Annotated in this window: 22 protein-coding genes; 1 reads left to right on the top strand and 21 read right to left on the bottom strand. The window is 38.5% G+C overall.

Annotated elements, in window-relative coordinates; all coding sequences use genetic code 11:
• The first annotated feature begins 15 nt into the window (after window positions 1–15).
• A complete protein-coding gene (locus tag I2C87_RS02070; RefSeq protein ID WP_006596042.1) occupies window positions 16–213 on the top strand; it encodes a ferredoxin in 198 nt (65 codons plus the stop codon).
• Here I2C87_RS02070 and I2C87_RS02065 read toward each other — a convergent pair.
• The 21 genes from I2C87_RS02065 to I2C87_RS01965 form a co-directional block, all read right to left on the bottom strand.
• The gene (locus tag I2C87_RS02065) at window positions 210–698 is read right to left on the bottom strand and encodes an EbsA family protein (protein WP_006596041.1); all 489 of its coding nucleotides are present in this window, start codon (window positions 696–698) and stop codon (window positions 210–212) included. The two genes, I2C87_RS02070 and I2C87_RS02065, sit on opposite strands and share 4 nt — an antisense overlap.
• 128 nt (window positions 699–826) lie before the next feature.
• The gene (locus tag I2C87_RS02060; RefSeq protein ID WP_195323804.1) at window positions 827–3,355 is read right to left on the bottom strand and encodes an LTA synthase family protein; all 2,529 of its coding nucleotides are present in this window, start codon (window positions 3,353–3,355) and stop codon (window positions 827–829) included.
• Between the two features lie 37 nt (window positions 3,356–3,392).
• Window positions 3,393–4,877, bottom strand: a complete 1,485-nt coding sequence (locus tag I2C87_RS02055; RefSeq protein ID WP_195323803.1) for a DUF2142 domain-containing protein — start codon at window positions 4,875–4,877, stop codon at window positions 3,393–3,395.
• A 10-nt stretch (window positions 4,878–4,887) separates the two neighbouring features.
• Window positions 4,888–6,633: a rhamnan synthesis F family protein gene (locus tag I2C87_RS02050; protein WP_195323802.1), complete on the bottom strand. Its 1,746-nt coding sequence runs from the start codon at window positions 6,631–6,633 to the stop codon at window positions 4,888–4,890.
• 1 nt (window position 6,634) lies between these two features.
• On the bottom strand, window positions 6,635–7,984 hold the full coding sequence (locus tag I2C87_RS02045; RefSeq protein WP_195323801.1) for a glycosyltransferase: 1,350 nt from the start codon (window positions 7,982–7,984) through the stop codon (window positions 6,635–6,637).
• 12 nt (window positions 7,985–7,996) lie between these two features.
• Window positions 7,997–9,220 carry an ABC transporter ATP-binding protein gene (locus I2C87_RS02040; protein WP_195323800.1) on the bottom strand — a complete coding sequence of 408 codons (1,224 nt, stop codon included), beginning with the start codon at window positions 9,218–9,220 and terminating at the stop codon, window positions 7,997–7,999.
• On the bottom strand, window positions 9,220–10,026 hold the full coding sequence (locus I2C87_RS02035; protein ID WP_003003247.1) for an ABC transporter permease: 807 nt from the start codon (window positions 10,024–10,026) through the stop codon (window positions 9,220–9,222). Before I2C87_RS02035 ends, I2C87_RS02040 begins: the two co-directional genes overlap by 1 nt.
• Window positions 10,026–10,967 (bottom strand): glycosyltransferase family 2 protein, encoded by a 942-nt coding sequence (locus I2C87_RS02030; RefSeq protein WP_070465692.1) that lies wholly within the window; start codon window positions 10,965–10,967, stop codon window positions 10,026–10,028. The genes I2C87_RS02035 and I2C87_RS02030 overlap by 1 nt, the downstream gene beginning before the upstream one ends.
• Window positions 10,964–12,112 (bottom strand): beta 1-4 rhamnosyltransferase Cps2T, encoded by a 1,149-nt coding sequence (gene cps2T, locus I2C87_RS02025; protein ID WP_195323799.1) that lies wholly within the window; start codon window positions 12,110–12,112, stop codon window positions 10,964–10,966. The genes I2C87_RS02030 and cps2T overlap by 4 nt, the downstream gene beginning before the upstream one ends.
• Window positions 12,113–12,219: 107 nt before the next feature.
• The gene (rfbD, locus tag I2C87_RS02020) at window positions 12,220–13,071 is read right to left on the bottom strand and encodes a dTDP-4-dehydrorhamnose reductase (RefSeq protein WP_070465686.1); all 852 of its coding nucleotides are present in this window, start codon (window positions 13,069–13,071) and stop codon (window positions 12,220–12,222) included.
• 64 nt (window positions 13,072–13,135) lie between these two features.
• Entirely contained in the window at window positions 13,136–14,062 is a 927-nt protein-coding gene (locus I2C87_RS02015; RefSeq protein ID WP_195323798.1) for a glycosyltransferase family 2 protein, read from the bottom strand.
• A gap of 55 nt (window positions 14,063–14,117) precedes the next feature.
• Window positions 14,118–15,092 (bottom strand): glycosyltransferase family 2 protein, encoded by a 975-nt coding sequence (locus I2C87_RS02010; RefSeq protein WP_233436500.1) that lies wholly within the window; start codon window positions 15,090–15,092, stop codon window positions 14,118–14,120.
• A 99-nt stretch (window positions 15,093–15,191) separates the two neighbouring features.
• A complete protein-coding gene (locus I2C87_RS02005; RefSeq protein WP_048716874.1) occupies window positions 15,192–15,974 on the bottom strand; it encodes a glycosyltransferase family 2 protein in 783 nt (260 codons plus the stop codon).
• Window positions 15,958–17,241 (bottom strand): lipopolysaccharide biosynthesis protein, encoded by a 1,284-nt coding sequence (locus tag I2C87_RS02000; RefSeq protein ID WP_195323797.1) that lies wholly within the window; start codon window positions 17,239–17,241, stop codon window positions 15,958–15,960. The genes I2C87_RS02005 and I2C87_RS02000 overlap by 17 nt, the downstream gene beginning before the upstream one ends.
• Window positions 17,228–17,560, bottom strand: a complete 333-nt coding sequence (locus I2C87_RS01995; RefSeq protein ID WP_195323796.1) for a DUF2304 domain-containing protein — start codon at window positions 17,558–17,560, stop codon at window positions 17,228–17,230. Before I2C87_RS01995 ends, I2C87_RS02000 begins: the two co-directional genes overlap by 14 nt.
• A 1-nt stretch (window position 17,561) precedes the next feature.
• On the bottom strand, window positions 17,562–18,272 hold the full coding sequence (locus I2C87_RS01990; protein WP_195323795.1) for a glycosyltransferase family 2 protein: 711 nt from the start codon (window positions 18,270–18,272) through the stop codon (window positions 17,562–17,564).
• Between the two features lie 148 nt (window positions 18,273–18,420).
• Window positions 18,421–21,408 (bottom strand): CocE/NonD family hydrolase, encoded by a 2,988-nt coding sequence (locus I2C87_RS01985; RefSeq protein WP_195323794.1) that lies wholly within the window; start codon window positions 21,406–21,408, stop codon window positions 18,421–18,423.
• Between the two features lie 274 nt (window positions 21,409–21,682).
• On the bottom strand, window positions 21,683–22,753 hold the full coding sequence (locus I2C87_RS01980; protein ID WP_195323793.1) for an ABC transporter substrate-binding protein: 1,071 nt from the start codon (window positions 22,751–22,753) through the stop codon (window positions 21,683–21,685).
• Window positions 22,750–23,523, bottom strand: coding sequence for an ABC transporter permease (locus I2C87_RS01975; RefSeq protein ID WP_048716861.1), 774 nt, complete (start codon window positions 23,521–23,523; stop codon window positions 22,750–22,752). Before I2C87_RS01975 ends, I2C87_RS01980 begins: the two co-directional genes overlap by 4 nt.
• The gene (locus I2C87_RS01970) at window positions 23,520–24,326 is read right to left on the bottom strand and encodes an ABC transporter permease (protein WP_048687974.1); all 807 of its coding nucleotides are present in this window, start codon (window positions 24,324–24,326) and stop codon (window positions 23,520–23,522) included. Before I2C87_RS01970 ends, I2C87_RS01975 begins: the two co-directional genes overlap by 4 nt.
• Window positions 24,307–25,464 carry an ABC transporter ATP-binding protein gene (locus I2C87_RS01965; RefSeq protein ID WP_195323792.1) on the bottom strand — a complete coding sequence of 386 codons (1,158 nt, stop codon included), beginning with the start codon at window positions 25,462–25,464 and terminating at the stop codon, window positions 24,307–24,309. The genes I2C87_RS01970 and I2C87_RS01965 overlap by 20 nt, the downstream gene beginning before the upstream one ends.
• Between the last annotated feature and the right edge of the window lie 193 nt (window positions 25,465–25,657).

Below are 25,657 nucleotides of genomic sequence, written 5' to 3'. Positions count from 1 at the left end.
CATTACAATATAGATATGAAAATAACCTTAATACCTGAACGTTGTATCGCATGTGGCCTTTGCCAAACATATTCGGACATTTTTGACTATCACGATAATGGCATCGTTAAGTTCGCCTCTGAGGATGAACGATTGGAAAAGGAATTTCCTACCGATGCTTCTATCCAAGAAGCAGTTAAAAATTGTCCAACCCGAGCTCTTATCAAAGATTAAGAGCTTTTTTCATTATCTGCATAGTAGAGTTGATAATAGTCCACATGGATAAAGTTATCTGTCAACTCAATCTCACCCTTAAAATGATCATTCAAGGCTAAGGCATTGATAAAGTATTTTTTGGGCCACTTACGCATACAGAAGGTCCGACTTCTTGATCCATCGTTGAAAATTAACTTGATGGAATTCTTTGTAACTTCCACTTTTTCAATCGATGAAATCGGAACTTTTATAGGAGTTAATGGATTCGCCGTGATAATCCGTAAAATCCCATCATCGTAGATCGTAAAATAGCGATGCACTCCTACAGCCAGCAAGGCCATAAAGAGAAAGAATGAAAAGAGTACCACCGTCGGGATACTGGAACTCTCATACATTAGAGCTAGTCCAATAAAGACGGGTATAACCGATAATGACCAATAGGTAATCAGCATTGATAAATCAGGCTGCCAATGGTATCGGATTTTCCCAAAAATCTTAATCATATGCGGAACCCCCTCCTACTAGTTTAGCATAAAATCAACAAAAATAGAACAGGAAAGCCTGTTCTATTTTAATAATTTTAGCAATCAAATCACTGAATGACAGATTGATGAAAGCTGGTCTCTTTCCATTAATTTTTCGCCGATGGTACCTTGAAGAAATCTTGGGAAAGGTATCCTTTACCACTTATCAGATCATACTCAACCATCTTCAAATCTTCAGCAATCTCTTTCGCTTCTCCTTCTAAAGCTTTTTTGTCAACACTTGCTTTCTTCAAAACCTCAGTCAAAAGAGCATAGTAAGGTGAGACTTTAGAGTTGGTCTGTTCAAAGACCATAGCAGAGAAATCACTGGAGTTGACTAAAGGATAGTCTAATTTAGGAGCATCGAAATTACTCCAAATAAAGTAGTCTGTTTGGTATTGACCTTCTGGATAGTTCTTAAAGGCAGATTCTGGATACAAACCAGGCAAATGATCTCCATAAAAAACAACTGTAATCTTTTTATCAATTTTGGATAGCTTTTCTAGGAAATCTTGGGTGGCTTTGTCAGTAAACGTTAATAACCTTGAATAATTTGTCAAACGAGTATTCACATCCTCTGAGAAACCTTTGCCGGAAGCTGTTACATCTGATGGTTCCCCTGCAATAAATGGGGCGTGATTCTGCATCGTAATGACTGAGAAAAACTGACTCTGCTTAGGATTTAAATCTTTTAGGACTGCATTATAGGTTGATTGGTCACTAACATGAATTTCCTGGTATCCTACATTATATTCCTTTTTGTCATCAATACTTACAAACTTATCAAAATCCAGTCTATTATAGATAACATCTCTTGAATAGTTAATTTTTGATTCAAAATGGATAATTTCCTTATTTTTAGGTGCAAAAGAATCACTTATCGAAATTAACGATTGCATTTTCGGAGCAACATCTGAGTATAGAACAGAGACGGTAGGGCTGATATTATAAAATGGTAAACCTGTTAAAGTTTGAAATTCCATATTAGCCGTACCACCGCCGTAGCCATCTGATTTCATTAAACCACTTGTCACTTTTGACTTTATATCTTGAATATTTGGGATAGGATTTCTAGAAATTGTCACTCCTTCTATTCTGCTAGGATCCGAAAAACTCTCACTTAGAACATAGATGATGGTCTGTTGATCGATAACTTCATTTCTTGTTTTATTGATTTCAGAGGCTTGATTAGAGTATTTCTTTTCAATCTCAAGCATTTTTTCTTTACTATATCCCTCCGGTTTTATCATGACTTCTGTTGTCAATTGATTGAACCAGACAAAAGCTAACGACCGATACCTGGCATTAATCGAATTCCCCAGCCATTTCGTATCCTGAAAGTTATTCAATAAGGTAATAACTGGTACTTTCTCCGAAATCACGCCATTTTCTTTTTGGTCAAAGATAGAATATACTTTATAACCAAATAATACAAGAGACAAAAGTGTAAGATAGCGAATTATAGTTGACCGTATAATCTTGCCTGTATAAATATATCGCCTACCGAGAATATAGGTAACCGATAGACCTACAGCAACAGCTATGACGATGAACATAAAGGAGACATCAACAAAGCTAAATAAAACGGACGGTTGAGATAACCAGACCAAATCACTCGGTAAAATAGGTTCTCCCCTCATACTGAATTTAACAGCGTTGGCAACAACGAAAGAAACACTACTAAAGACTATTAAAATCGTTGTAAACCAATATCTATTTATCAATACATATAGAGAGATATATAGAAACACGAGACAGAGGATAGGAAATACGACCCCACCTGGAAAAATCGAATAACCAACAAGCAAGTCTCCTGCTCCAAGTCCAAGTTGCACACCAGTGTTAGATAGAATAGCTAGACTAATACTAGTCATAATAGCCAGTGAAAAACTCGATCTATTTTTAACTAAGTCTATTTGACCTTTGACAAAAAACAATCCGATAAGAGTTAAAAGAATAGAAAAACCAATCATTCTAAACTCGACAAACCAGAATTGCGACAGGGAATACTTGCCTCCTCCGGTTTTTCCAATGCCATCAAACAAATACCAGGTCGTACGATATAGAGTTGAAGGAATTTTAGAATCTGTTAAAACAAAAGTTGTTAAAATACTAGAATGCAATAAGTATTCAAATAGTTTTCCAATTGGTCTCGTTTTTCTTTTAACAGCCTTGTTATCAAACCACTGTCTAATAGTTGAAAATAAGAGTGAACTAGCAACTAATACCGATACAAAAACAATTGAGTTGGTCTGCCAAAAACCATTCTTAGCAAAATCGAATACCTTATATTTCGGTACATTAATATGAAGGGCAACTTCAACTGAATAAGAAAGAATTAAATAGACACTATAGGATACAAGAATCTTTAAAGCAAAAATTCGCTTTAAATCATATTGAGAAATTAGGACAACCAAAATGACTGTAACAAGCCCAAAATAGATTCCACAGTGATTAATCAATGCCATAACGGAATCAGTTGCTCCTAGTTTTTCAGCAATCACATGCTGAACTAAATACGTATTAATGACAAGAAAAAACACGAGGAGAGCAAAAGAATACAGTTGAGTTCTCGTTAATTTTTGATAGTTTCTTATAAGAAACTCTTTTAAATTAAACTTCTTTTTTCTCTTCATTTTTCTCCCCATAACTATGATGTTTAAATTATAATAATCAACTCTGAATTTGTGTATAAATCCCAATACTAATCGTTAAAATGTTCAAAAAGATGAGTGCATATTGTAACGATATATCAAAATGTAAATCCTCACTTTGAGCAATATCAGCTATGCCCACTTTTTTGTGAAACCATGTGCCGAAATAAAGTGGTAGAAACATTAAAATATAATAATAGTAACGACCTTGAACCCCACCAACAACAATATCACCTGTGTGATATACACGAGGATCTCCAGAAATCGCAACAATAATTAGAGTTGCTGTACCTAAAAGTAAAAGCAAACTGTAGTATTTAAAGAATTTAGGCAGTTCAATCTTATTTCTAAGAATAATAATGAATAGAATGAAAAAGAAAGTGAAAATTGAAGCTGCGATTAAAAATGCTGATTTTTCAGAAACATACTTTAATGGATCTGAAATAAAATCATTAATAATTCCATGCGGTGCTAAGAATAAAGTTCGTAACAATGGCAATGGATGCGTTAAGAAATAAAATAGACCTGGACCTTCCCCTGAAATTGAACTTCCAGAAGGGAATAATTTAATAATACCAACATAAATAAATGATATAAATAGATTTAAAAGAAATAGTAAGGAAGAGAATGTCCTCATTTTTTTATCTTTATAATATCTATTTGGTAAAACAGACAACATACTTCCTGTTAATATAAAAGGAAATTTCGAAAATGCAAAAAGTAATGTCGTACATTGAAAAGCAATTGCATATTTTTTATCAACTTTATTTTTCTCAGAGAGTACATTTGTTAATAATGCTAACGCAATTAAACTGGCTCCAAAATATAAGTAATCATAATGGTAACCAGCGATAATATATAAAACAGCTGGGAACGTAGAAAAAAGATAAATAGCTTCTCTGAATACCTTACTGATTTTTAATGCAAGATAAGCTAAAATTGCAAAGGCTATAACTTCGAAAATTCTTCCTAAATAATAAGAAACATATACTTTTTTCGAGATTAGTTTACCGATGGACCATCCAATAGCATTAGGGAGAAAGGCAGGATTGTCAAATCCAACTCTTGTTCCTCTAATTTTACTATCTTTATGTTCTACACTATACCAGTACTGTGAGGATTTTTTCCCAGGGTTTCTTAAAGCATCGTAACAAAATACAGAATCATAGTCTGCTAGCTTTTCATCCGAATACTTAAAAATCGGACTATCTGTTATACTAATGACGTTTGGCAAGTGCGACTCTTCATCCAATCCATATTGAACTGGCTTGACAACAGAAATAAAACTACCAAATATAACTATTAACAGAAACGCATTCCGTGGTAATTTATCAGAGTCTTTTGAATTAAACAGCAACAGATAGATAACTGATGCTATTATTAGAATTAACACTTTCTTATTCAAAGTAAATTCAAATAAACTGGTCAAAAAAATCCTTGAGAACAAGATTAAGACGATTGCAATGATAATATTTCTTAACTTTTCTTTATCAAATAAACTCACAAGATTTCCTCTACTTTCTCTTTAGAAGTCTCAATATAATATATTTTATTGCTCTAGCTGGTCCAATCGCAATATACATCAAGGCTCCTTTAATCCCGCCGATTTGATTAAAGTCCACGAAGGTATGTGGTTGGAGATCCTCTCGATTGTTCAACTGCTTATTATCAATAAATGGTGTGAGAACGTGTGGATTTTGGGAGATCCTAAAGTCATATTTTTGATCCCAGGCAATGTAGACTAATAAGCGTTCAATCGCATGAAGGATCGAATTTTGAGGAAGAGGTTCAGCTGGAATATCTGCTGCTGTCAAATTCAAATCAAAGAGTGGTTTCAAAGCATCATACTTAAACCAAACAAAGGTGCCATAGCTCATAACAAAGGTATTGAGATTTTTGAAATCAATTTTCTTGGTCGCTCCCATCCGTTGCCAGAGCTTGTTCATCTCTGGTGAAATGAGAGCTTCATTCCAGGCAACCACTATTCGATTGTATCGGAAGAAAGTTGGAATATCTGCAATAGTCATTCCGACTTTTGGATTGGCTTCCATATTGGCTAGGATTTGATCAGCCGGTTTGACCAACATCTCGATCAATTCTTTGCGCCAAGATTCACCTGCCCAGAAATCTGCTTCTTTGGATTTCTTGGTATGGAAATGTCCAACATAATCATATTGGGAGAGTTGTTCTTTTAAGAGCAGCATTGGTAACACATCCCGACCAATGTTTCCAGTCATCACAACCATCGCTTCTTGAGCCCGATTAGAAAGGATTTGTTCAATAGCCTGCTTCTTCTCTTCTACATCTGTCGTGATCCATAGATCAAAGTCAAAATGAAAAGCTTGGAAAGCATCTAGAAATTCTTCCAAGAGGTCCACATAAAAGACATGGAGATGAACCGCTACTTTTTTATCAAATGTGTCTCCTAAGTCTTGATCCTTCAAATACTTACGGGATAAGAGATAAGGATAGTCCGGACGGTCAATCATAGACATGTGGTTAAGAATCAAATCCAATGGATAGTCCGATACACGCTCCAATTCATCAAAAATATAAGGCATGATTCCTTCATTGTTTGCAATGGTTTTGACTTTGATGAAAGGAACCTTATGTTTGAGAATCGCTGTAGGATTGTAGTAAGAAAAGTCTGGATAGAGCATCCCAGTTGTATCTTCATGGATGGTATCAAAGACAGTTTTATAGCGAAAACCAGCATCCAAGAAATTCGTTGTGACCTTGGTCTCATAGTGATCGATCACATCTTGGACATTGGTAAAGTCTTGAACGCCCTGCCAAAACTCATGAAAAGTACTTGATTCAATAACCTGTTTTTTAAAGCTAAGATAATAACTTTGAATATGCTCGTTAAAATCCTTGTCTTTCCGGTAATTAGTCATTCCCCAGAAATCTACTTCAGGGTCATTTTCAAACTGTTGATAAATTGGTTCTAAATCCCAAAGTGGTCCAAAGCAGGTATCATTCATGAGGGTAACCGAATCAAAGTGAGACAGTTGATCAAAGCCGACTGTCTTCATTCCATCCCGCCAAGCAGCGAAGTCAAAGCCACTATTTTGGCGCTCAAGAATATCATCCACCAACTGTTGGGAAGACAAATGATCCTTCACATCTTCTGGTAGCTGACTATTAGAGATAAAGACCACCCGTGAATACAAGGGACGAATTTTTTCTAATTGGTAGAGTACATGCCCACTAATAAAATTAAACTTATTGTAGTGAACATATAAAAGTAAACGTTGCATATTATTTCCTTATTCTTAAGAATTTCAAGATCTTTGTTGGAATGGTCCAACGGCGCGAATGAATGACTGTATTATATGCTTCTTTCGTAGCTTGTAACTCTGCCTCAAGATTTTTCAAACTATTTTGACAATCTAACATTTCGGCAGCAAAAACTTTTCCGATATAATCCGGTGCAGAGGGATTATCTATAGAAATCATTTTATAGCTCAGTTGATACACCCCTTCTTCTTCAACTTCATAAATCAATTGAGGATCCGGTTCGCTAAACAAATACAAATTATCAACAACAATGCCATTACTATAAACAGCTGAACAAACCTTGCCTGACGAATCTTTCAATTCAACATCAGAGTAATAACTAGGATTTTCCGAAAGATCAACTCGAATAACAGAAGTTCCCTTCGGAATTTCGATTGTCAGGCAATCTTCTTTTTGAAGCAGTTTGGTCAAGGTACGATCTTCCGAATAGGTGTTTTCTTCATCTCCCAAATAAATCGTAACAGATTCCATCCCAATATGTGAAAGGGAGTCCATTGGTTTAGACAAGCGAATCTCATAAGTATTAGTACGATCTAAGAGAATTTTTGTCATCTCTTTAAAATCAGCATTTGGATATTTATCAAGATAGGCTAATTGAGTTTGCAGTAGCTTATGGAAGCGACGTTCTAATCTTTTAAAATCAGTAGGACGAGAATCCGATCCTTGATTAATGGTATAAGCAACTGTCGCTTCATCCAGATAGGCTAAAGAAGTCCGTTGAAAGAGTTCCAATTGGAGGTTGAAAGTATCATCTGATGTCGTTAAATCTAACTCTTGATTGACTTCTAACATCAGATCTCTTTCAACTAGCCATGTAGAGGCCATGGTAAAACCTCTTGTTGCAAGCATCTTTTCATAGGTATCTGCTAATGGAATTGTATGATTAGCAAAGCCAGCCTTAGAAACGAGACTTCCTTTTTCATCATAAATATCAAAATCCGTATTGGACCATTTGCAATCAGGCTTACTTTCTAATAAATCAACCTGTTTCTGAAGTTTTAAAGGGTCTAACCAAAAATCATCTCCGTCACAGCGAGCAATATACTGACCACGTGCTTCTTTACAAATAGAGACCCAGGTTTTAGAAATTCCCTGGTTCTCATCCTGATAAAAGGCACGAATCAGATCAGGGTAGTTGGCTTGATAATCCTGAATAATAGAACGAGATCCATCACTTGAAGCATCATCCACCAAGATAATCTCATAAGCAAACTCTGTTTGTTGGGCTAAGAAGCTATCAATCGTCTTCTTTAGCCAGGGCTCCTTATTAAAAACCGTACAAATAATCGAAACAAAAGGCGTCGTTTCCATATTTCCCTCAGTCTAGTCAGTCATTGACCATGTTCCATTGCGTTGGATTAAGCCACTTGCCGAATCCATTGCTGATTTATCATCCAAAGCGATATCATCTCGATTGATAAAGATCAGTGGGGTCTGGGTGGCATCTGAAAAGGCCAACATCTGTCCTTCCTCATCCCTTACCGTCACTTCCAATTTCATTTTTAAGTCATTTACAGTTGGCAGTGAACAAGTATAATGAACCGTTTTATGTCCAGTTCCACTCATCAGTTGATTCATAGAATTATCATTGTAGATCCAAATGTTCCGATCAATATCCGTTAAAGACAGAGCGATATAGGTCCTGATATCTTCACGAACATCAAAATCAATCTGGAACTGAATAGGATCTTGAGGACGTAATTTATTTGAGCTTAACAACTGAAGCTGAAAATTTTCAATCAAGCCATTTTCTTTCTGGTTTGAATTACCTGCTCCACCAACCTCTCCTCCTTGTTGCAAAGGAGCTGTATTATCAAAACTGTACTGATTGGCAACATTTTCTGGACTCCCTAAAGCCTTCACCAAGCCATTTTCAATCAAAACAGCCTTGTTACAATATTTCTTGACGGCTCCCATATCATGGGTAACCAGAATCGTGGTTTTCCCTGATTTCTTGCGTTCTTGGAAGTAATCGTTACACTTTCGCTGGAAGGCCTCATCTCCTACTGCTAGGACCTCGTCCAAAATCAAGATATCGCCTTGGGCCTTAATGGCAACCGAAAAGGCTAGACGAACCTGCATGCCTGATGAGTAGTTCTTAAGCTTTTGGTTCATGAATTCATGCAACTCAGCAAAGTCTACGATATCATCATACATGGCATCAATTTCAGCTGTTGAGAAGCCTAGCATAGCCCCGTTCATATAGACATTTTCTCGACCTGTCAGTTCTGGGTTAAAGCCCACTCCAAGCTCAATAAAGGACACCAGTTTCCCATCAATAGTGACGGTTCCTTTTTCTGGCACATAGATTTCAGAAATAATTTTCAAGAGAGTCGATTTTCCAGAACCATTTCTTCCGAGGATCCCGAAAAAGTCTCCTTTTTCTACTTCAAAAGAAATATCCTTAAGAACATGTTGTTCTTTGTATCCTTTGATTCCTTTGAAGCGATTGACCAGGGCAGTTCGAAGGCTATTGGTTGCCTCTGTTGGCAACTTAAAGTACTTGCTGACATGGTCTACTTTTACTGCAATTTGTTTATCTGTCATTAGAGAATCTCCGCAAATTTCTTAGCATGTTTGTTAAAGTAAGCAAAGCCAGCAACAAAAATAAGAATTGGCAAGACATAAGGAATCAGAACCAAGAACTTATTTTCCACCAAAAGCCAGACAGGGGTGTTGGCCTTATCAATCAAGAAATAACGCATGTCTTGAATAATTTGAGCCAAAGGATTCATCATGACCAACTTAGCCGCCCATGGATTGCGGTCTGCAATAAAGGTAATCGGATAGATAATTGGCGTCGCATATAGGCCTGCTTGCAGGAGTACTTCCCATACTTGACCTAAGTCACGGAAACGAACAAAAAATGTCGCTAAGATCAGTGCGCATCCTGTCGCCATCAAGAATAACTCAAAGAATAGCGGAATGACCATCAAGGCTGTCCAAGAGAATGTCACCCCATTGAAGAATGAAAAAATCAAGACCACTACAAGGTTGATAACAAAGTTGATGGCTGCTCCTGAAATCGCAGACAAGACAATGATGTGTTTGGAGAAGTTCAATTTTCGCAACAAGTCGCCTCGACTAACGATCGACACCATCCCCATAGATGTGGCTTCTGAAAAGAAGCCCCAGATTACATTGGCCAACAAGAGGGCAACTGGGAAATGGGGCACATCTCCACCCAAGCGTAAGAATCGGATGAAGACAATATACATGATCGTAAAAGTCATCAGGGGCTTTAAAATCGACCAAAGATAACCGATTGCTGATCCCTGGTAGCGTAATTTAAAGTCTGTTTTGATTAACTCTCGTAATAAAATTCGATTTTTCTGACTAAAAACGTCAAACATTATTTTTTACCTCGATATGCAAACTTTGTCAGAATCAAGCTGGTAAACACAACCGTATGAAAGGCTCGGTTCTTCCGGTAACCATACTGACGAATCCGTCTCAGACGTTCTTTTAGTGGAACATCCATAATGGTGACAAAGTTTTCAATAATTTCTTTAGTTTGGGAACTGACAGGCAGATCCAATAGATTTTTTGCTTGTTCTTGACTAGACTCTATGAGATTCCAATACTTGGCAAACAGCACATGGGGTCGGATCCAATTTTTAACCCGTTTTCTGAGGGTTCGAGCACCCAGAACATTGCTACTGTGCTGACGGTACAATTCTGTTGGTTGATCGATATAGATGAGCTTCCCAAAGGCAGTTGCCAACAAGGCCAAATACCAATCATGCATAAGGAGCGCATGTTTTTCTTGACCTGTCCATAAGTCAGCCAGAGCGTGGTTAATCATGGCAACTCCGCCAGTTACCGTATTTTCCGTCAACTCTTGAATCAGTTCGGTATTGGCATAATCAGACTGGGTGCGAATCATACTCTCATGCTGCACATTCAAGTTTTCATCGACCACTTTTAAATCTGTGTAGACCAGCAAAGGCACTTCTTGAGGATGCTTCTCGGCTTCTGCTACTTGAAGAGCAATTTTTTCAGGAAGCCAGACATCATCTTGGTCACTGAAGCAATAAAGATCTGCTTTCTCATACTTCAAGAGGGCATGGAAGCTCTTGATAACACCGAGATTTTCGATAGCTCCTTGGTTGATAAAGCGAATGCGCTCATCCTGGGCCACCAACTCTTGAATGATCTCCACCGTACCATCTGTCGATCCATCATCTCGGATCAAGAGTTGCCAGTCTTGATAGGTCTGGTCTTGGATACTTTTGACCTGCTCTTTTAGATACTGTTCACCATTATAGGTGGACAACAAGATATTTACTTTCATGATAAGAATAATTCCTCGTACTCACCTACAATTTTTTCCCAGGTAAAGTTTTGTTTCATATTGGCCTTGGCACGTTGACCCCATTCAGATACATCTTCTAAAGAATCTACCTGGTCAATCAAATGCGCTAAATTCCCAGTTTCTTTAGTCCAATATTGAGCCGAATCCTTAGCGACCGTTTGGTTAAAGGAGACTCCTAAAACTAAATTCAGATCCGTCTGGGCAAGAGCCTCTAGGAGACCAGGATTGGTTCCGCCCACTTCATGACCATGGATATAGGCAAAGGCTTCTTTACGGATATATTTCAATAGGTCTTGATCATAGACCGTTCCTACAAACTTGACGCGTGGATCCTGATCAAATCCAGTCCGAGCTCGGAGCTCCTCAAAATAAGGATTGCCTTCCTGGTTACAAATGATCACCAAATCCCGCTTGGTAGAAGAGGCCATAAATTCACGAATGGCGGTCTCGTAATTGTTTTCTGGGACAAAACGACCCAAGATCAAGTAATAGTTCTTCTCCTGTGTCTGCCACTTGTGATAGAATTCTCGGGCCTTATTATCCTGACTATTTAGGCTAGTAGGAGATAAGTCCGTTCCGTAGGCAATATAGGTCGTCTTGGACCAAGGATAGGCTTCCTTGATATAGGACTCAATACCTGGGTTGTCTGAAATTACCAAGTCAGCGTGGCGTGTCATGATTTTTTCAGAATACTTGAGATAGGCTTGAATTGGTTTAGCCCACTTGGCCCGCTTCCACTCCAGTCCATCTGGATTGATATAGAATCGTCCACCCATCTTATGGATCTTACGCGCAAAAGGCGCCACAAAGGCTCCGATTGTATTGCCCAAGACGTAAAAAATCGGCTGTTCAATTCCTTGTTTCTTAATAAGCTTCAAGGCATAGTTGATGGCCATCATATCATAGGCGATGACACGCGCAGGCCCAAGCTTGGGAGCTTTAATCGTAAAACAATCGACACCCTTATAGTCAAAATGATAATAAGCTTGATCATTAGAAAGGCAGGCAACATGATACTGGATATCTGAAGACACTTGATGCGAAACCAATTGGTCCACAAAAGTCTCAAAACCGCCATATTGAGCCGGAAGCCCACGACTTCCGATAATAAAAACATGTTGCATAGAGTTCCCTTTCAAATCATTCACAGTCTATTCAATTATACCATTTTCTAGGCTTTTTGCCTAATCCAAACAGAAAAGCGACCCTTGAGGGCCGCTTCTATTTGTTCTTATTTCACTTCTTGTTTATAAAATTCTTTCAAAGCATCTTTCCAAGTTGGAATAACGAATCCTGTAGCCTTAGCCTTAGCCAAGCTCATCGTTGAGTTGAGAGGACGTTTTGCCTTAGCTGGAAATTGGCTGGAATCCACTGGCTTCACTTCTACATCCGTATCTTTGAGGATTTCAACTGCAAAGTCATACCAAGTTGTATCTTCTGCTGCATCATTTGACAAGTGGTAATAACCATATTCCTTACGGTTTTCAGCCAAATAAGTCATAAACTCTGCAAGAGTACGGGTCCAGGTTGGACGACCATGTTGGTCGTTGACGACTGTAAGTGTTTTGTGAGTCTTCGCAAGATTTTGCATGGTGAAGACAAAGTTCTTACCGTAGTTCCCGAAGACCCAAGCTGTACGGATGATATAGAAGTTAGAAACATGCTTCTCAACCAATTCTTCCCCCATACGTTTGGTACGACCGTACTCAGTTTGAGGATCTGGTTGATCGTCTACTTCCCATTCTTGTCCCACCGGTTTATTCCCATCAAAAACGTAATCCGTTGAGATATAAACTAAGGTTGCACCGTGTTTTTCAGACGCTTTTGCTACATTTTCCGTACCAGTCACATTGATCGCATAGTCCAACTCTTTTCCTTCATCTTCTGCCGCATCAACAGCTGTATAGGCAGCACAGTGGTAGACTAGGGTTGGTTTCACTTCTGCGAATACCTCGTCTACTTTTTCTGCATTTGTGATATCCATTTCAGCCACATCAACGGCTACATATTCTTCATTTCGTTCATCCAACAAATGGCGAAGTTCTGTTCCAAGTTGCCCATTTGCACCTGTAATTAAAATCATGTTAAGTTCCTTTCGAATGCTTTTTCTCTATCATTATAGCAAAAAAAGCAGAAGTTTTCTGCTTTTACTTGCTTTTCTCTTTGATAACATAGATTGGACGTTTCTTGGTTTCCATGAAAATCTTACCGATATATTTCCCTAAAATCCCAATAGTTAGCAATTGGAAGCCTCCAAGGAAAAGAATCACTGTCATGAGGGATGGCCAACCTGAAGTAGGATCTCCAAAGACTAAGGTACGGATTACAATCAGAATCACCATGATAAAAGCCAAAATCCAAGATAACAGTCCACCAATAAAGGCAATATTTAGTGGGGCATCTGAGAAGTTAACGATCCCTTCAATCGAGTATTTGAATAGAGACCAAAAATTCCAAGATGTCTCTCCTGCTACGCGCTCTACATTTTTATATTCGAGGTATTCTGTCTCAAATCCAACCCAGGCGAAAATCCCTTTTGAAAAACGATTGTACTCGGATAACTCCATGATGGCATCAACCATGGGACGCCGCATCAAACGGAAATCACGGGCCCCGTCAACCATTTCCACTTGGCTAATATGATTGATCAATTTATAAAACATCCGTGCAAAGAAAGAGCGGATCGGCGGTTCCCCATCACGGGTTACGCGTCTCGTTCCGACACAGTCTAAATCCGGCTGTTCCTCCAACTTCTGCTTCATTTCGATCAATAACTCTGGTGGGTCCTGGAGATCCACATCCATAACAGTTACATATTCACCCTTGGCACGCTCAAGTCCTGCATAGAGAGCCGCTTCCTTCCCAAAGTTTCGCGAAAAGGAAAGATAATGAGCATAAGGATTTAAGAGATTGAGTTCTCGTAAAACATCTAAAGTTTTATCAGAAGACCCATCATTGATAAAAATATATTCAAATTCTTCCCCCATGGAGATCCGAACTCGTTCCATTTCTTCGTAAAATAATGGAATCGATTCTTCTTCGTTAAAACACGGGACTACAACTGATATAACCATTCATTGCTCCTATTAACATTTACTATTATCTTTTCGGAAACTATAGTTTTTCTAACTATCCTTTACAATACAGTTTTGCAAACAGTTTTAATAAACCGACTTTTTCAATCAAGTTCATTGTAAAGATAGCTAGTTTAACCATCAATCTCTCATCTCTAATTTCTCGATTAAAAACAGAAAGTGTGGACTTCATTCCATTTATCTTGACCCAATCATTAATTTCTTTATATTGACGTAAAAACTCCTCACTTGTGGAATGTCTCCCACCGTCTAATAACCAATAAAGAGTAAATTTTTTTATAAAGAATTTAATTAATTTAGTTTCAGAAAAATCATTTGGTATAATCCCTGTTATCTTATCAAGAACATTCTTGATATCTAATTTTGGATTAAAACCCTTATTTAATGTATTAGATGCGCTATTCTCATTGTAAAACCAATTATATCCACAATATGGTATGGTTCTAATATTCTTAGATTTTGTATATACGGTTAAACTGAATAACAAATCCTCAGCCAACGGAATATCTGGAAAAGAAAGTTCGTTATCTATTATAAATTTTTTTCTATAGATGCGAGCACATGGTGAAATTGATCTATATTTCGACCATTTATCTTTACCCAATTGGATAGAAAATAGTTGTTTTCCATCTTGGTTTACTCTTTGAAGCCCACCAATAACTGCGTCATCCATCCCGTTTGAGATCTCATCATAAAACACCTGCAAGTAGTCTGGGTTTATATAATCATCACTATCGATAAACATGATGAATTCACCTTTTGCAAGCTTGATACCTTCATTTCTAGTATAAGCCGCACCTTTATTTTCCCGACTCAAAATTCTAATACTTGGAGAAAATTGTTGGTATTCATTCAATATTTTGAACGAATTATCCTTTGAACCATCATCAATTGCAATAATTTCAAATGATTTAAAACTTTGATTCAAAACTGAATCTATACATCTTTTGAGATATAATTCTGCATTATATACTGGAATAATGACACTAATCTTAGGCGCTTCTTTCACAATTTTATCCTTTATATTTATAAATATCACTCATGGTTTTTACAGATAAGCAAGAAAATAGAACTTTTATATTGTTAGCAAACCTCAAACAAGTAATGTTTAACCATTTGTATCCTGACTCTTTTTATAAAAACGATTTATCAATTTCGCTAATCCTTTTGGCCAAAAAAGATTAAACATCATGTAATCTTCCTTCGTTCGAGTATTATCACTAATGGTATTACTCGTTTCAGAATCTTCATGAATACGATGGCACATTAATTTCTTTGGAACATATACAAATCTGCCATCAAATTTAGCCAAATGATACCAAGCAAGCCAATCTAGACTAACTCTCCATTCCTCATCAAATCTAAAGCCCTTAACCAATTCTAAATTATAAGTTACAGCAGGGCAACAAATCGGATTTCCAAAAGCAAGAATACGATTTCTCCACCACTTAGTTTTAGGGAATAAAGAGATTGTTTTTAACATTAATGATTTGATTTTTAGATTTGAAGTCGGTTTAATGACCTCTCCATTTTTTTCTTCAAAATAATCAGAATAAAGAATGATAGCATCTTGATGCTTCTTTATCCTCTCTTTAATTTCCATTAAATAAGTTGGCTCATAATAATCATCTTGATGGGCTATTGTAGCATATTGGGTAGTAACAAAAGATAAAGCATTATTCCAATCTTTCCCAATCCCACCACCAACACTTGTATTAAATGGAATAGCATATTTTTGGCAAATACTTTCGATAAATACACTTGGAGTAGAAGTATACAAAATGATACTACTTTTTACGGTTTGGCTTAATAACGAGTTTATACAATCCTCTAAAAAAGGACTATCCCCATAAGCACAGATTACAAATGTATGATCATTCCACTGATTCATATTTTTGAATCTCCTTCCTTCTCATAATTACAAAGACAATCCAACTCGCAACTGTGTAAAATAGCATAACCATAACAAAACTAAGCCCTGCTCCAAACAAACCAAACTCCCTCATTGCTAGAGGCGTAAGAAGATTTGTCAACAACGCCATTGCGATATAAACATAGAGTAGATAGACTTGCTTCCTCAATATAATTAAAAAATCACCTATGACAGAAGCTATAGAATATAAAAAGCCGGAAAGCACTAAAATAGTAAGTAATAAACTATAATTTGATAAATCAATACCACTTATAATATTCAAAATAGGGATCCCTAACAAATAGGCCAGTATTGATACTACCAGTCCCAAAATCATAAGCAATAATAAAATCTTTCGAATCATAGCATTAAACGTATGAAATCTTTTTTCTGACCATTGTTTTGCCAAATCGGTAATTAAAGGTCTTAATGCTAATACAAATAAACTCATAAAGAAAACAGGCATGAATAGAATACTGAAGTCTCTTTGAGCACCTTCACGTAATACACCCTCGACTAGCAATTTATCAATCACTTGTTTTGGATAATTCAAAACATATACTAATAAAAAGCCGTTAACAAACAAGGGAAGGCAAGTTTTCATGATATTAATTGATTGCTTAAATGTAGCATATGAAAACTGATTAAAAGGTATCGTTCTAATTTGTTTGGATTGGACGTAATCACCCCCGAAAACAAAAAGAACATTAAAAAAACATAAACAAATTAAAGAAAAAATTAAAGAATTTGAAAGTAACAAACTAATTAGGAGAATGATTGTGCTCGAACCATAACGTAGCACCATTAATTTTCCGGCAATATCTAAACGTTCATGTTGTTGAAACAATCCTTGGAATAAGTCAGAAAAAGCATCACAAGAACGATAAAGCACCGTTAGGATTATAATTAAAAATAAATTTCCTTTTCCAACATTATTTCCACTAAAAAGTAAATATGGAAATAATGTGACTAACATCAAACAAACTGTTATAACCCTAGTTAGCCAATACTCCAAATATGAGTATGTTTCTTTCAAATCAGTCGCCTGATAATTTCTTACTTGAAACATACCAATTACAATCCAGAGATTCCCAATTGCATAAGCTAAACTAAAATTATCAGCATCACTTGAGGAAGTATATCGAGAGACAATAATCAAATACAATATAGAAACTGCAGCCGCTGCTATATTCCCAGCAAAATTCCAAAAATAAACACTCCTATTTGCTTTATTATTCATTTTCATTCTCACTTCTTAATAAGGCAATTGTTTGTGACAATTTCTTAATCTGTACTGATTGCTTCGATACAGTACGAGTTAATGAAAAGATTAAAAATATTAATAAAAATGTACTTAATAGAAAAACAAAGTTACTTAATGTCTGAATCCCAAGAAATTCAGATATTGCTCCAATCAAATTAGGAAACCAAATGACTGGCAACGAGACGATACAAAGAATAAGCCAAGAGATGACATTTCTCATTTCAACAAGCTTCTTTGCAACCAGTCGTAGAATATAAAGCATAAAAACAATTACAATAATGGTCAACCAAATATTTAGCATTTTATTTCTTATATCCTCCACCGATTCTAGCCAATAACATAGCCATTGTCACTTTAATCATATAGTAAACAGATTTGCTTAATGTGATAGATGATTCCCCGTGCTCTCGTTCGTTCATTAATACAGGTACTTCTGCTACTGAATATCCTGAGGTTAACAGGGACACAATCGTCTCTGGTTCTGGATAATCACTTGGATATTGCTTGGCGAATTCCTCAATCACTTTTCGGTCAGCAACTCGTAAACCAGAAGTTGGATCTGTTACCTTTTGACTCGTCAAAACCTTGATTAATTTTTCAAAAAATGAAATTCCAATCCGCCGCGCGAATGAGGATTGGAAACCTTGATTTTCAATGAAACGAGAACCAATCACCATGTTGACTTTTTGTTCTTGAAGAACTTCTAACATTTTTTTAATAAATTCAGGATTGTGTTGGCCGTCTCCGTCTACTTGGACAGCGTATTGGTAGCTGTGTCTAACTGCATATTGATATCCTGTTTGTACAGCACCACCAATTCCTAAATTGATGGGTAAATCAATGACATTAAATTGATTCCTTTTACAAATTTCCAGAGTATTGTCTGTGGAACAATCATTGATAATGACATAGTCAAATTCTGGCGTATGTTCCTCAATCATCTTGATTGTTTTTTCTATATTACCACTTTCATTATAAGCAGGAATAATAATTAGCAATTCTGAAGTTCTCAATACTTCTACATTCCCTTCTAAGCATATCACTTCATTATACTATATTTAAGGCTATTTTTCTAGTTCAGGACAATGCTTAGAAGCACGCAAACTACTAAAAAATCAGCTCCCCTAAAAAATAGGAAAGCTGGTGATTCAATCTATGTGACTAATTTTCTCTTTCTTTTAGTTGTACGATTCCCATTCCGACTAAAAGAACGATTCCCAACACACTTGAAATGACTTCAAAGTTGGTAGTCATTCCAGTTTGCGGCAAATAAAGTCCTTCCTTGCGAGTACCGCTTACTTGAGGGAGATTTTCATCCACCGTCTCGGATGTTTCTTGTTGGTAGTTAACAGCTAGTGGTACCAGAGTATTTTTCTTGCTAGTCTCAACTGCTAATGAACCTGACTTGTATGGTATATAATCCTTGTTTGGTGTCTGCTCTTTCTGATCCACAGTATGCACAAGGGTATCCAGTGGATACTCTGGCAGGGGTTCTTCAACCAATGGAAGTACCTGATAAGTTTCATCCTTCTCATTTGGAACATACCAAGCATAGCGAAGACTACTTTTTTGAACAGTTGGTATTTCTGCTACGATGGACCGTGTTTTCAAGCGATAGGAATACGGATCATCCGTCCAGACATAGTTACTATCAAAGGTGGTAAAGACTAAGCCCAGTTTATGCCCCTTCTTGACCGTGTAAAGATTTGGTTGTAGATAGACGGTGTAGTTCCGAAACTCTCCGAGCTTGGGATCGATGCTACTATTTGAGCTAGCGGAGGCATAGCCTGCATCAGGATTGGCTAGGTTGATCCAACCAGAAGAGATGACCTTATACTTGGTTTTAATGGTTCCAAATTGTTTGTTGGCAATATTTTTTAGATTGCTTCCCATCCAGTAGCCTGATTCAGAAAGCGTGTTGAGAGGCATTTCTTGGTACTTGTAGCCAGCTTCATCATAGGTAATCTTATTGGATGCAACATCAAATTCCTCATCAGAGAGATCGACCAGTTGCACATTAACTTGATAGTCTTTGTACTTTTGATCGGTTAGCTTGGATAAGGCAGCTTGAAAATGGACAGGAATATGCCCCTTAATGGTCACATCTTCTGTCACTTCTGCTGTAAACAAAGCATTGGCAGTAGAGGATTGCTTGGTGGTGTGAGAATCCCGATTGGTCCAATCCATCCCTGCACCATAGTAATCGTTATCAATGGTTTCTTCCTCACGTCTAGAAAGGGTCTTCAAGGTCAATTGATTGCTAGACTTCCAGCTAGAATAGTGTTCCCATTTGGATGGATCATAGTTATTAGAAACGGTTACTTCTGGTAAAGACTCTACCTGATTTTCTGCATCATATAGGTAGTGACTAAACCATAGATTGAGAAGGTCACTGACACTTTGTTGCCCCTCTTTAATTCCGAAGCGTTTATTGACAGGATAGATATGATCTCCTTGATAGAGATAGAGCTTCACGGGCTGGCCAGCCTTTTTCAAAGTCTCATACATCAGGTCAAAATGTTTGGTTCTGACATTATCATCATTCAACCCATGCATAACTAGAGCACTGGCCTTGAATTTTTCTGGATGAAGGGTATAATCACGATTCTTCCAGATGTCGCTATAATTATAGCCATGTTTATGTTGGTCGCGATTCAACTGAGTAATGTAGCGGGCATAGTCCTCTTTAATTCTGTTCCAATCAGCCGGATCTAGAATCCGATTGGATACATAGACAGACAAATGTGACAAATCTCTATAAGGACCCACGTTAAAGGTCGTTCCTTGGCTGTTGTAATAATCATACCAACTCGCGATACCAGCCGCAGGAACAATAGTCTTCAAGCCTTCGACTCCTGTCGCAGCCACTCCAAAAGTAGTGGTTCCTGCCCATGACAATCCCGTCATACCGACTTTTCCATTCGACCAGTCTGCTTTAATGGCAATATTCGATGTCTTATCTGTATAAGCAACCCGTTTGCCATTTAGCCATTCAATGACACTCTTATAACCAGCTACTTCCAAGTCACTTCCTGTTGTATTGATTCCCTCCGACTGATAGCTTCCCAATCCTGATGTGGTAACGACCGCATAGCCTCTCACCAAGAAATAGTTGTACCAGTTAATATTTTCATAATCGTAGCGTGTGAAGGTTGCATCACTTTCGTTTGGATTTTTATAGTACCAATCTTTGGAATCTGCCTTTTTAGCATGTTCTAAAGTTGTGGTAGAACCAGTTTGACGACGAGGATCTATATAACGATAGAGTTTCTTGTTGTCAAACTCGCCCTCCTCTTTTAGACCAATTTCTCCAAGGGTTTCCTTATTGGTCGTTCCCGCCACATAAGGGCTTGCTTCATAGATGGTCGAAGCCTTATAATCTCCATTGGCAGCTGCTTTCGGAAGTTGGACAAATGTTTTAATGAGGTCCCTTTTCCCATCACCATCTGTATCATAATCTGACTCAACATAGACAACAAAGCGGACAATGTCACTCTTTTCATTGGAATAACCAGTTTCTACATCACCTGGAGTAAAAGGAAAAATAGGCTGGGTCTTTCCATTAAGGATGAGAGGTTCTTTTTTCTCTGCACGATAGGCCTCTTTCAATTTCTTAGCGATTGAAATCATATGGTTTAGATTCTGGACCGGCTCATCCTTGCCTACCCCGTCTGGAATCATCCCCAAGCTCTTTGCAAACTCAAGTCGATCTTCAAGCGTTGCACCTGTTTGGTCCAGTTTGGACTCCGCCCATTTCAGCAACTCGTCTGCTGTTTCCCCTATGGTCAAATTTTGATTTGCCACATTTGGATTTTCAATCAAACTAGAGAGTTTTCCAGACGTTTCTGAAACCGATAAAGGTTTCGGTAATCCTCCTAAAGTATCGTCAGTTTCAGTTAGCTTGCTAGCGTCCCCCTCCACTGGGCGCTCTATCTCAGCATCTGCCTCCACTACTGACTCAAGGCTTGCAGTTTCAGACTGGGCATTTGTTTGTGAATTCTCAGTAGAAATAGCTTCTGGCGAACGAACTAGCTCAGAAACTGCTTCGGTCGGCTTTTCAGCCTGCTCCTCAGCTTGAACCTGATTGGCTATTACTATAGGCGATAGTAATAAAGCAGAAAGAATAAAAGTAAGCTTCTTTTTCCTCATAATGAAACTCCTTTAAAATTGTAGAGATTTGAAAGAAGGAAGGCCTTCAAATAAAAATGACAACGTTTACAACTTTATTGTAGTCTCTCTACACTTTATAGTCAAATCAAATAAAAAGGCATTATCAAAATATAATCTTTCTGAAAGTTGAAATAATTGAAAGGACCTATGATAATTTATTTATTGTTTTCACGCCCTCTATTCACACAAAAAAGCAAGTTTCAATCCGGTTTTTACCGGTAGAAACTTGCTTTAGCTTTTATAGAATTATATCCTACTTCCGATACATCTTCACTTGTAGGTAGAGGTCGTTATAGACGCCCAACCACTTCTTGCCAAGTTGTTCGTAGACTTCTAAGTTCTTTAGCGTGTCATCACTTGGGTAGAAGGCCTGGTCCTCTTGGACCTCTTTTGGTAGCATCTTCTTAGCTTCTTTATTCGGTGTAGAATAACCGACATAGAGAGCATTCTTATAAGCATTTTCTGGGCGAAGCATGAAGTTGATAAAGGCATAAGCTGCTTCTTTATTCTTCACGGTCTTTGGAATGACAATATTGTCAAACCAAAGGTTGCTGGCTTCTGATGGGACGACGTAACGAAGGTCCTCATTGGCATCCAGCATTTGACGAGCTTCACCGGAGAAGGTCACCCCAATAGCCGCATTGTTCTGGATCATGTAGCCTTTCATTTCATCGGCTACAAGGGCCTTGATATTAGGCATCAAGGTATAAAGCTTATCGACAGACTCTTGCAATTGCTGAGGATCCTTGGAGTTGAGGCTGTAACCTAAGCTATTGAGTCCAATCCCCATGACCTCACGCGCCCCATCGTACATCATAATGTCATTCTTGTACTCTGGTCTCCATAGATCAGCCCAGTGTTCTGGAGCTTTGTCGACCATCTTGGTGTTGTATATGATACCAAGGGTCCCCCAGAAGTAAGGAACTGAGTACTGATTGTCCGGATCAAAATCCAGGTTCAAGAAGCGTGGGTCGATATTGTCTAAGCCTTTCAGTTTAGACTTATCTAATTTTTCAAGCAAGTTTTCGTCCATCATCTTGGCGATCATGTATTCACTTGGAATCGCTATATCGTAAGCCGTCCCCCCTTGCTTGATCTTGGTGTACATGGCTTCATTGGAATCAAAGGTATTGTATTGGACTTGAATGCCTGTCTCCTTGGTAAATTCCTTGAGCAATTCTGGATCGATATAGTCTCCCCAGTTGTAGATGACCAGCTTGTCACTGTCTTTTGGATTGGTCTTGGCTTCAAGACGGGCACTTAGTCCCGCTAACACGAGGATGACCACGACAATCCCTAGCAAGAATGAATAGAGTTTTTTCATACTGTCTCCTCCTTCTCTCTAGTGATGAAATAATAGCCGACCACCAGTAAGATACTGAAGAGGAAGACCAAGGCAGAAAGGGCATTGATATTCAACGAAATCCCTTGACGAGCCCGTGAGTAGATCTCAACAGACAAGGTCGTAAACCCATTTCCTGTAACAAAGAAGGTCACCGCAAAGTCATCCAAGGAATAGGTAAAGGCCATAAAGTAACCAGCAATGATGGCAGGTGTCAAATAAGGAAGCATGATTTCCTTCAACATCTGTACCTGAGTAGCTCCTAGGTCATAGGCCGCATTGACCATATCACGGTTCATTTCCTTCAAGCGCGGCAAGACCATCAAGACCACGATTGGAATAGAAAAGGCCACGTGACTCATCAAGACAGAAGCAAAGCCCAACTGGAACTTGATGGTCGTAAAGAGGATCAGGAAGCTAGCCCCAATCATAACGTCAGGTGCCACCATAAGGATATTATTGACGGACAAAAATGGTCCTTCAAACTTCTTCTTAGACTGGTAAATGTAGATTGCCCCAAAGGTCCCAATAATGGTCGCAATCAAGGCTGACAAGAAGGCCAAGAGGAAGGTCTGTGAGAGGATCAACATGAGACGCGTATCCTCAAAGAGACTTTGGAAATGCTCCAAGGTAAAGCCTGTAAAAGCATTCATATCCCCGCCAGCATTAAAGGCATAGGCAATTAAGTAAAAGATTGGTAGATAAAGGAGCAAGAAAATCAATCCTAAATAGATACGTGAAATCTTTTTCATCGTTCACTCCTTTCTCTCGTTACCCACATGACTAAGAGCATAGCAAGGATCAAGACCACCCCAATGGTGGATCCCATTCCCCAGTTTTGCGTCGTAAGGAAGTGCTGCTCGATGGCAGTCCCAAGGGTAATGACCCGGTTTCCTCCGATCAAACGCGTCAACATGAAGAGACTCAAACTTGGAATAAAGACTGATTGGACACCGGAGCGAACCCCGTTCATAGACAGTGGGAAGACAACTCGACGGAAGGTATCCCACTTGTTAGCTCCTAGGTCATAGCTAGCATTGATGAGGTTTGGATCCAAATCATCCAATACATTGAAGATAGGAAGAATCATAAAAGGCAACTCAATGTAACTAGCAACAAAGATGAACGAAAAGTCCGTAAAAAGGATCTGTTGCGGACCGATTCCGATGAAGCTCAAGAATTGGTTAATAGATCCCCCTTGACCAAAAATCCCGATAAAGGCATAAGCCTTGAGCAAGAGGTTGACCCAGGTTGGAAGGACAATCAGCATGAGCCAGAGTTGGCGGTGCTTAAGCTGGGTCAAAAAATAAGCTGTCGGGTAAGAAATCAAAAGCGTCACAAAAGTAACGATCCCAGCATAGAGAATGGAGTTGAAGCTCATCTTGAGGTAGGTCCAATTCTGCGCTGTAAAAAAGGTTTGGTAGTTCTCTAAGGAACCTTGTCCTTGGACATTGACAAAGGATTGCCAAATAATCAAAACTACGGGAGCCAAGACAAAGAGGAGGATCCATAGAAAGTAGGGAACCACAAAGAGGTTAGATGTTGTTTTCTTCATCTCTTTCCTCCTCGATGGCATTGATCAATCCGGCTTCTTGTTCTTCCACTTCTACGTATTCTTCGATCCGAGCATCAAACTCTTCTTCCGTTTCATTGAGACGCATGACGTGGATATCTTCTGGCTCAAAGTCCAGACCGATTTCCTCACCCACGATAGCCTTACGGGTTGAGTGGATCATCCACTCATTGCCCAATTCATCATAGGCGATGATCTCATAGTGTACCCCACGGAACAGTTGGGTATCCACTTTTACCTGGAGCTTACCTTCTTCGGGCAGGGTGATTCGCAAGTCTTCGGGACGAATGACGACTTCGACCGGTTCGTTTGGTCTCATCCCTCCATCGACTGACTCAAAGCGTTTACCGTTGAATTCTACTAAGTAGTCTTCAATCATGATCCCTGGAAGGATATTGGACTCACCGATAAAGGTCGCAACAAAATGGTTAATGGGCTCATCGTAGATATCAACTGGCGTTCCTGATTGGACGATTTCTCCTTCGTTCATGACAAAGATCCAGTCACTCATCGCTAGCGCTTCTTCCTGGTCGTGGGTTACAAAAACAAAGGTAATACCCAAGCGTTGTTGCAATTCACGGAGCTCATACTGCATGTCAGTCCGTAACTTCAAGTCAAGGGCAGACAAGGGCTCATCCAAGAGGACTACTCGCGGTTCATTGATAATCGCCCGTGCAATGGCTACCCGCTGGCGTTGACCACCAGAAAGTTTCTGGATGGACCGTTTCTCAAAGCCTCCCAATTGCACCATCTTGAGGACTTCTGTTACTCGTCTCTCGATTTCAGACTTGTCGACTTTCTTCAAACGGAGAGGGAAAGCAACATTCTCAAACACATTCATATGTGGGAAAAGGGCATAGGATTGGAAGACGGTATGGACGTCCCGTTTATTGGTCGGTACATCATTGATCCGAACACCATCCAAGAGGACATCTCCTGTCGAAGCGTCTAATAAACCAGCAATGATGTTCAGAATCGTTGATTTACCAGATCCTGAAGCACCGAGGAGGGTATAGAATTTCCCTTCTTCCAACTCAAAGTTGATGTCTTTGAGAACCACTGTATCACTGTCTTCAAATACTTTTGAGACATTTCTAAACTCAATAATTGGTTTTTTCAATTCACATAAATTCCTTCTTTTTCATGCGTTTCCTTCTGAGACCAACCATTAGTCTCATAGGCTGACGAGCGGACCCGTCAGACCACCAACACCTCTCGGGGACTTATAAGACTGCCCCACCTATTTTCGGTATCGATAGGCACTCACCCCCCTTCTAAAGTAGGAAGGGTCTACCCTATAGTAGCCCCTATTC

The organism is Streptococcus sp. 1001283B150225_161107_H12, from assembly GCF_015552665.1.
Lineage (GTDB): Bacteria > Bacillota > Bacilli > Lactobacillales > Streptococcaceae > Streptococcus.
Note: the sequence above shows the minus strand (reverse complement) of the source record. Positions and strands in the feature narration are given on the sequence as shown.